Annotated in this window: 9 protein-coding genes and 1 pseudogene; 7 read left to right on the top strand and 3 right to left on the bottom strand. The window is 32.8% G+C overall.

All coding sequences use genetic code 11. From position 1 onward, the window contains the following. The first annotated feature begins 99 nt into the window (after positions 1-99). The 3 genes from ABH966_RS23470 (at position 100) to ABH966_RS23460 (ending at position 2,372) form a co-directional block, all read left to right on the top strand. Positions 100-846 (top strand): hypothetical protein, encoded by a 747-nt coding sequence (locus ABH966_RS23470; protein WP_370082691.1) that lies wholly within the window; start codon positions 100-102, stop codon positions 844-846. A 284-nt stretch (positions 847-1,130) separates the two neighbouring features. Beyond that, positions 1,131-1,886 (top strand): hypothetical protein, encoded by a 756-nt coding sequence (locus ABH966_RS23465; RefSeq protein WP_370082689.1) that lies wholly within the window; start codon positions 1,131-1,133, stop codon positions 1,884-1,886. Positions 1,887-2,144: 258 nt separating this feature from the next. Then, on the top strand, positions 2,145-2,372 hold the full coding sequence (locus ABH966_RS23460; protein WP_142507768.1) for a hypothetical protein: 228 nt from the start codon (positions 2,145-2,147) through the stop codon (positions 2,370-2,372). Positions 2,373-2,560: 188 nt separating this feature from the next. Here the strand turns inward: ABH966_RS23460 and ABH966_RS23455 are convergent, their stop codons facing one another. Then, positions 2,561-3,076, bottom strand: a complete 516-nt coding sequence (locus ABH966_RS23455) for a tubby C-terminal domain-like protein (RefSeq protein WP_370082687.1) — start codon at positions 3,074-3,076, stop codon at positions 2,561-2,563. Positions 3,077-3,591: 515 nt separating this feature from the next. Here ABH966_RS23455 and ABH966_RS23450 point away from each other — a divergent pair. Then, on the top strand, positions 3,592-3,891 hold the full coding sequence (locus ABH966_RS23450) for a YfzA family protein (RefSeq protein ID WP_132358673.1): 300 nt from the start codon (positions 3,592-3,594) through the stop codon (positions 3,889-3,891). Positions 3,892-3,965: 74 nt separating this feature from the next. On the opposite strand, the pseudogene ABH966_RS23445 reads toward ABH966_RS23450, so the two are convergent. Next, positions 3,966-4,295, bottom strand: a pseudogene (locus ABH966_RS23445) (ATP-binding cassette domain-containing protein); the annotation flags it as partial. Between the two features lie 89 nt (positions 4,296-4,384). Next, entirely contained in the window at positions 4,385-5,344 is a 960-nt protein-coding gene (locus ABH966_RS23440) for a helix-turn-helix transcriptional regulator (RefSeq protein WP_370082685.1), read from the bottom strand. A gap of 171 nt (positions 5,345-5,515) precedes the next feature. Between ABH966_RS23440 and ABH966_RS23435 the strand changes: the two genes are divergently transcribed. Genes ABH966_RS23435 through ABH966_RS23425 form a run of 3 tightly spaced genes read left to right on the top strand, consistent with a single transcriptional unit; the run spans position 5,516 to position 8,329 of the window. Further along, positions 5,516-6,124, top strand: coding sequence for an MptD family putative ECF transporter S component (locus ABH966_RS23435; protein WP_370082683.1), 609 nt, complete (start codon positions 5,516-5,518; stop codon positions 6,122-6,124). Positions 6,125-6,140: 16 nt separating this feature from the next. Next, a complete protein-coding gene (locus ABH966_RS23430; RefSeq protein ID WP_370082681.1) occupies positions 6,141-6,875 on the top strand; it encodes an energy-coupling factor transporter transmembrane component T in 735 nt (244 codons plus the stop codon). Continuing rightward, positions 6,869-8,329 (top strand): ABC transporter ATP-binding protein, encoded by a 1,461-nt coding sequence (locus ABH966_RS23425; RefSeq protein ID WP_370082679.1) that lies wholly within the window; start codon positions 6,869-6,871, stop codon positions 8,327-8,329. The genes ABH966_RS23430 and ABH966_RS23425 overlap by 7 nt, the downstream gene beginning before the upstream one ends. Positions 8,330-8,361: the final 32 nt, after the last annotated feature.

Here is an 8,361-nt window from a genome sequence, read left to right as displayed (position 1 = left end):
TATCTCCTATAGGAAATCCAACAGATTCCCCAGTTGTCCGGATCAACTGGAAATTCTATCGGAAAGAGCTCTTACTACTAATATACGAGGGGGAGAATAATGAAAAAATTATTTATTGTATTACTAGCAGCATTTGTATTTGCAGTAGTAAATCCAACTAAATCAGAAGCAAAAGTGATGTATGATGGAGCAGAAGTTGTAAAAGGCCAAACAGGAAAAATGACCTTTAAAAAAGACATCAAGGTGTACAAGAAAAATCCAAATGGTACGTTTGATTCGTTAGTGGTAAAGCGAAATAACTTCTTTAAAACGTATGATATTGAAAAATATGATGGCAAAACGTTCTACCAAATGGGGCAATATCGAGTACAAGCAACAGATTTGGTAGTTTTCAAAGAAGTGCCAATAAAAATTCGTTCATCTTTCTATAACAATCCAACTTATATTTATATTAATCGTGATGGTATTACTAATAGTTACGGAAGTTACTTCAGAGAACAAGAAGGCTACTCGTATATTTCTTTCTCGGATACAAATAATGGACAAAAACTTAATTTTTGCTCTGGCGATAGTGATGGTTCTTACGATCCGTGTCTTTATTATCTCGGTACAGATCTTAAGATCGCTGAGACAAAATCGAGAGATAGCAATGTACGTTATGAGTTAACAAAAGATGCAGGTGGGAAAAGCACGCCATTAAACGAAGTTAAAACTGAAACAATGTATGCAAAGGGAACCACTTTTTCATCGTATGGTACTGAAGTTAATGGTTATCTAGAAGTATCGGACTCAAAAGGTTACACTTGGCTTCCGGTAGATTTATTAAAGCCAGTTGGAGATAAGTGATAGATTAGGAATTATATAAAGCCCTCTTATTAATATTTGTTAAGGGGGTTTTTTTATATGGTAGGTTGACTTGCGGATAATTGTACATAATTTATAAGTAGTACACCAAATATAGAAAATTGGTGGAATGGTAGAAGGGTAAAATTATGTTGAGGTAAAACACAACACATTGTTTTTGTTAAATTTATCCTTCTTTATAATGTTTTTAGTAAAATATTGGAATGTTAGTGTGTAATACTAAGAAATTATATGTTTTCTAAACTTAATTAAGTAGGAGGAGAATAATGAAAAAATTTTTTATGGTGCTACTAGCAGCATTTGTATTAGCTGTAGTAAATCCAACAAAATCAGAAGCAAAAGTGATGTATGATGGAGCAGAAGTTGTAAAAGGCCAAACAGGAAAAATGACCTTTAAAAAAGATATCAAGGTGTACAAGAAAAATCCAAATGGTACGTTTGATTCGTTAGTGGTAAAGCGAAATAACTTCTTTAAAACGTATGATATTGAAAAATATGATGGCAAAACATTTTACCAGATGGGGCAATATCGGGTACAAGCAACAGATTTGGTAGTTTTCAAAGAAGTACCAATAAAAATTCGTTCATCTTTCTATAACAATCCAACTTATATTTATATTAATCGTGATGGTATTGCTAGTAGTTATGGAAGTTACTTCAGAAAAGAAGAATTATGGGGTATTTATTTCAAGGATACAAATAATGGACAACTTCTGAAGTATTGCGACAGTGGTGATGGTACTTACGAATTTTGCTATGAATATCCTGGTACAGATCTTAAAATCGCTGAGACAATATCGAGAGATAGAGGTGTACGTTATGAACTAACAGGAGATGCAGAAGGGAAAGGCGTTCCATTAAAAGAATCTAAAACTGAAAGATTTATGAAAAAGGGAAGTATTGTTTATTCATGGTATAATGAAATTAATGGTTATATATATGTAGTCGATAAGTTAGAGGGAAGACACGATAGTGCTGTTTGGCTTCCGATGAATTTATTAAAGCCAGTTGGAGATAAGTGATAGATTAGGAATTATATAAAGCTCTCTTAATAAGTATTTGTTAAGAGGGCTATTTTTTATGGTTGGTTGATATGCGAACAGGATGTTTGATGATGTCTTGGACTTAGCTGGAACTTTGAGGTTTTTGAGCAATGTATGTAGAATGAGCAGAAAATGAAGAAGAATGAATGTCATACCTAACTAGGTGTGGCTTTTTATTATGTTTCATAATTTTTGTACTTACAACCCATTATATAAGTAGATGGGAGGTGTTGATTTATGGAGTATGAATATAAAGTGAAGTTTTACTTTGACGAAGGTCGTGAAGAAGAATATAAAATCAAGAATAATATTGAACAAGAAACTTTTACAGAAGAACTTTCAAATGGGCTCAATGAGAAGTCTTGGTATTCATTTACTGAAACAGAACATTATAAAACGATTTTAATCAGTACTAAAGAGGTTTATCAAGTAGTAGTAGAAAAAAATATTTTAGAATTTGATTAATCAAATGTTGAAGTCACATCTAACTTGGTGTGGCTTTTTGGCTTTAATAAGGCTGTTTTCTAAAAGTATGTAGCTGTTAAAAAATAAAGACAGGATAAATCTACAAATTGATGTAGAATCAATTCTGTCTTTTTTTGATTTTTCATAAATTGAAGCACACGGCTCATTGAAATATTAAACTTTTGCTATCAAAATTTACGTACAAATGTTTGATACATTATAGCAGTTAGAGATGCGATTTCATCATTGATTGCTTCAATGTGGATACGATTCGTTAAATTTGTATTTGTATTATCTAAATTTTTAATTACAGCAATCTTTTCACCATTTAACGTTAAAGTTCCTGAATTAGTGTAATCTTTCTCAAATTGGTACACGTCCCCGTTAATCAGAAAAGTTTGCACCTTTTCAATTAATTGCACACGCTTTTGTGTAATTGAAACCTTATCCATTGCATTGCGGCTATATAGTGTATAACGAATACCTGTAAATATGCAATCGATTTTGTATATTGAATTATTATCAATTGAAATAGCATTATAGCAATATGGCATTCCGTATCGGAGAAGCGTATGAAACAGTTGTGTTAGGATACGGTGGCGATTTTTTTTGAGGATACTTATCACTTTGTTGTCCTTGTTATAAATGGGAATGCTTGTGTGATATAAATCTAATTCTGGGATGCTATATGAATAAATCTGCAATGATGTCTCTCCTCAATTATCTCTTAAATAATTCAATCAATGTCAATTTTAATATGAAATTGATATCTTTGTCCAAATAAATTGTACCGTTAGCTGAATAACAACATTTTTTTAGAATACTGCCTTTTTAATAAATATACAACGTCATGGTTTTTCAATAGCCGATGCAGAAAATGTAATTCATCTTGGGTCAACAATTAACAGAAGTCTCTTCAAATGTTGTGTATAAATGGAAATATTTATGCGAATACATCTGATTTGAGGTATTATTAAATGAAAGATGTCATTATTATCTAGGAACAAAATGCTGGAATAGGAGAGGTTTTATTGAATGATAAAAAATGGGGGATAGTGTTCTCGTTTATTTTCGGTGGTTTAGCTATTTTCCTTATATTGATTCTGTTGACTGTTTCGTTTTTTGGTCAAGAAATAATAGAATACCTTAGAGATGGGTTTTCAGAGAAATACTAGATATATTTCATTTTGACGTTGAAGAAATGGAGGGAGGGGATTACATGACTAAAAAACAACATCATATTCCATTTTTGAAAAGACCTTGGGTATCTTCTATTGGTGTATTCGTATTGTCACAAATCATCTTTATTACATTTGAAGTAACAGGGTGGATACCTAATTATCGAGATTTTGGTGGAACGTTATTTGGAAGAATTACTGAAGCCTCAATTTTCAGAGAGTGGTTTACTTTTTATGAAACACAACATTTTAATTTACTTACTATCTTTTTTGGTGTCGTATTTCTCGTGCCTGGAATAATAGGTGCGATAAAAAACGTTTTTTCACTAAGGTCTACATAAGTAAAGTCTAGTGACAATATAAATAGAGCATTCACCCATTAAAGGGGCTGTCGGTAGACAGCCCCTTCTATAAACTATGTTGAAAGCCTCCAATTCTCAGCAGCTTGTCGAATATTAATAAAATGACGATACACACCTTCTTCTTTAATAAGTGAATGATGCGTCCCTTTTTGGATAACTTTACCGTCTTCAATGACAATAATTTGATTTGCATTTTGTATCGTGGATAGACGGTGAGCGATGATGATTGTTGTTTTTCCTTGAATTAATTCATCTAGTGCAGCTTGAAGGAGCGTTTCGTTTTCAGGATCAAGACTTGCAGTCGCTTCATCTAATATAATAATAGGTGCATTTTTCAAAATAGCACGTGCAATTGAGATTCGTTGTTTCTCACCCCCTGAAAGCTGTAAGTTTTGAATGGTATTTATCGAAATACGAATCTGTAATGGAAAGTAGAGCAAGTTTTATGATGATCAGTAACCCCCTTTTATGTTTAACCTCTAAATATTTGCTGCCTATATTCCTTTGGTGTTAAATCGGAATAGCGTTTAAATAACTCTGAAAATCTACCTGCACTTTGATAGCCTACTGTTCGAGCAATTTCGTTAATAGGGAGCTCTGTATGAGCTAGTAATTTCTCAGCCTGATGAACACGTTGTTTTTGAATATACTCGGTAATTGTGCAATGATACACTTCTTTAAATAATTTTTTTAATTTTGTAGCACCCATGCAAGAAATTTTAGTTAAATGATCTAAAGTTAGTTGTAGGGCGTAGTACTTTTCTATATGAGTGGCTACATGTTCAATTTGGTGAATATCTTCTTTAGAAATTTGTGAGCAATGACAAGTTTCATTGAAAAGTACACGTTCCATTATAAGGGCTAATGCTTCATATACTTTCCCTTCATAAAAAAGTGCAGAGGTCAGATCAGCACCACGATAAGCCGCTATTTGTCGAAGTAGGATTACCATTTCTGGAAAAGTAGCTGTGGCTTTTAGTGTTGTTAATGCTTGACGTGGATTCACATATTTTTCACCATATTTATGTGCTAGGAATTGATCACAAAAAATAGGGGTAAACTCAATACCGATTGATTGTACTGGAATATTTTTATGAATAATAGCGCTATATTTTTCTCCTTTTCCCCAATAACTTTTAATATAACCTGGCTTTAATGGATGGTAAGGGTTAAGCTCCTCACCTGAAATAGATTCATAGTATGTGACGGTTAAAAGTTCAGGCATTGTTAATTCTAACTGATAATCCTCAAAAAAATAAAAATCATGAATGAGAATAGAAAACATGTCCTCAAAATGGTATATCCAATAATAACCTTTACCTAAAGTTGGATCGATTGTATATGTAGTACCTACTGAGTTATATTTGCTCATTTGGTCAAATTTTGAAAAACCATTTTCTAATAACAGAGGTTTAAAATGATGAGATGTCATCTGATTTCTCCTTTCCTCAATTAGACTTTCCTCTTCCTTGATTGGACGTAAACATAGTGTAGTTATTTTTTTATGTACTACTATTTATTATAATAGATAATGATAATCATTATCAATAAAATATAAGAAAATATAGTAATAATTACTACAAAAAGGAAGGTGGATGTAGATATGTATTCTCAAACAATGCAGCAAAAATCTCTAACTACTAAAGATTTAATTACAATCGGTATTTTCTCAGCACTGTTCTTTATATTCATGATGATTGGATCAGCCTTTTTTGCTCCCAATCCTGTATTAACGTTTTTAATGCCAGCTGGCGCTGCTCTATTAACGGGACCTATTTATTTATTAATGATTGCTAAAGTACCGAAATTTGGTCCTATTCTTATTTTAGGAATATTGTTAGCGATTATTACATTCGTTACAGGGATGTACTGGTTATGGTCATTAGCCTGTATAGGATTAGCTATAATTGGTGAATTAATAGCATCGATTGGTAAGCATAAAAATATATCAATTAATATTATAAGCTATATTGTTTTTTCACTTCATCCAATGGGTTCTTACGTAATGCTGTGGTTTAACCAACAAGCGTATAAAGAGTATTTGGTAGGTCAAGGAACAGAACAAGCTTATATGGATACGATGTTAACAACTGCCCAAAATTGGATGTTACCAACAATGATTGTTGGCACAATGCTATGCGCTTTGATTAGCGGTTTATTGGGAAAAAAATTATTGAGAAAACAGTTTGAAAAATCTGGAGTGCTGGCATAGGCAGGGCGGTGAACTTATGAATAAGGAAGAAGAATTGCAGGGCAATATGCATATGCATGTTTTCACCGTCAAACTTGATCCAAGAACGAAAGTATTTCTACTAATGTTAGTAAATGCAACGGTTTTTTTGTCACCTTCTTTTCAATTTGAACTAATATTAATGGCCATAATATTTTGTCTTTGCTTTCTGATGGGGATGTTTTCTTTTTCATTGAAAATGATGCTTGGATACGGGTTTATTCTAGTAGTTCACTTAGTAAGTGAAATATTTTTGACAGGTGCGTGGGAGCTAATGTTTGTATCATTTGCAATGTTTATCAGAAAAATATTCCCGTGTGTTGTAATGGGTGGTTTATTAGTTGGAACCACAAAGATAAATGAATTTATGACGGCTTTAGGAAAAATAAGAATTTCCAAAAAGGTAATTATTCCATTAGCTGTAATGTTACGCTATTTTCCAATGATTGGTGAGGATTGGCGATATATAAAGGATGCTATGAAGTTGAGAGGCATCTCACCCTCCATAATAGGTTTTCTAAAAAATCCTGTGCAAACGGTTGAATGTATTTACGTCCCTTTAATGATGGCAGCCTCAAAAATTGCTGATGAATTATCTGCTGCTAGCATAGCGAGAGGGATTGAAAATCCGAAAGAGCGTTCTTGCTTTCAACATGTATCATTCCAATTCAGTGATAGTATTGTAATATTTATATTTACATTTTTTGTGTTCGGAGGAGTGTTCATATGTTGAAAGTCGAGCAATATTCATTTCATTATACAGATGAGAAAAGTGAAGGTATAGAAAATATAAATATTCATGTAAAAAAGGGACAGTGCATTTTACTGTGTGGTAAAAGCGGCTGTGGTAAAACAACTATTATCCGAGCAATTAACGGTTTAATTCCTTATTTCTATTCTGGAAAGCTAAAAGGGCAAGTGTTGTTAAATAATCAACCTGTAGAAAATAGGAAAATGTATGAATTAAGCGAACAGGTTGGGATGGTGTTCCAAAATCCGAGGTCACAATTCTTTAATGTGGATACTGATAGTGAGATTGTATTTGGAATGGAAAATATGGCATATCCAAAAGAAATGATGGAAGAACGAATGCGGCAAATTACGTCTGAGCTTCGTTTAGAAAGGCTTCGTCGACGCAATATTTTTCATTTATCGGGGGGAGAAAAGCAAAAGATTGCTTTTGCAAGTGTGTATGCTGTAGCACCCGATATTTTTGTATTAGATGAGCCTTCCTCTAATTTAGATGCGGCTGCTATTGAGGATTTAAAAGACATGATTGCATTACTAAAAATGCAAGGTAAAACAATTATTGTATCGGAGCATAGACTTTACTATTTAAAAGAATTAATTGATAGAGCCATTGTATTAAATAAGGGACAAATTGTATCAGTTTACTCACAAAAGGATTTTTTACAGCTTTCAGATCTTCAACTGAGGCAATTAGGACTCCGCACACTTTATTTAGACAATGTACAGTTTCAACATAAATCGCTACCTGCTGAACAAAAAGTTCATGAGCTTGTTGTGAAGGATGTCACTATATCGCACAAAAAAAGAAAGGTATTAGAAAATATTCAATTCACAGCAAAAAGCGGAGAAATAATTGCAATCACAGGACATAATGGTGCAGGAAAAACGACCTTTGCTAGAGCGATATGTGGTCTACATAAACTATCATCAGGAAATATTTATTTTAATAAACAAAAACTAACATTGAAAAAACAGGCTCAGCTTTCCTATATGGTAATGCAAGATGTCAATTATCAGTTATTCGCAGAAACGGTTGAAAAAGAATGTGTATTTGGGGTGAAAAATCCCAATCCGAATTTAGTACGAAAAGCATTGGAGGAAATGGATTTATTAGAACTGGTCAATCGACACCCGAATACATTATCAGGAGGACAAAAACAGAGACTTGCTGTAGCTGCAAGTTTAATAAGTGAAAAGGAAATTATAGTGTTTGATGAACCGACAAGTGGATTAGATTTTGACAGTATGCAAAAGGTTTCTAGTATTTTACAGAATTTAGCGGAGGCTAATAAAATTATTTTTGTCATTACACATGACTTAGAATTTATAGCATCTTGCTGTCATCGTATACTTCGCTTCGGAGATGGAAAGAAGCAAGATGATTATAAGTTAAATAAAGAAAATCATCAGTATACAATTGAAACTTTCACTAGATAGCAGGGAATGGATCTAACGTAACTGACCTGCAA

This window comes from Lysinibacillus sp. RC46, from assembly GCF_041262385.1.
Taxonomy (GTDB): Bacteria; Bacillota; Bacilli; order Bacillales_A; family Planococcaceae; genus Lysinibacillus.
The sequence above is the reverse complement of the archived record's forward strand: the minus strand, read 5'-3'. Positions and strand labels throughout refer to the sequence as shown.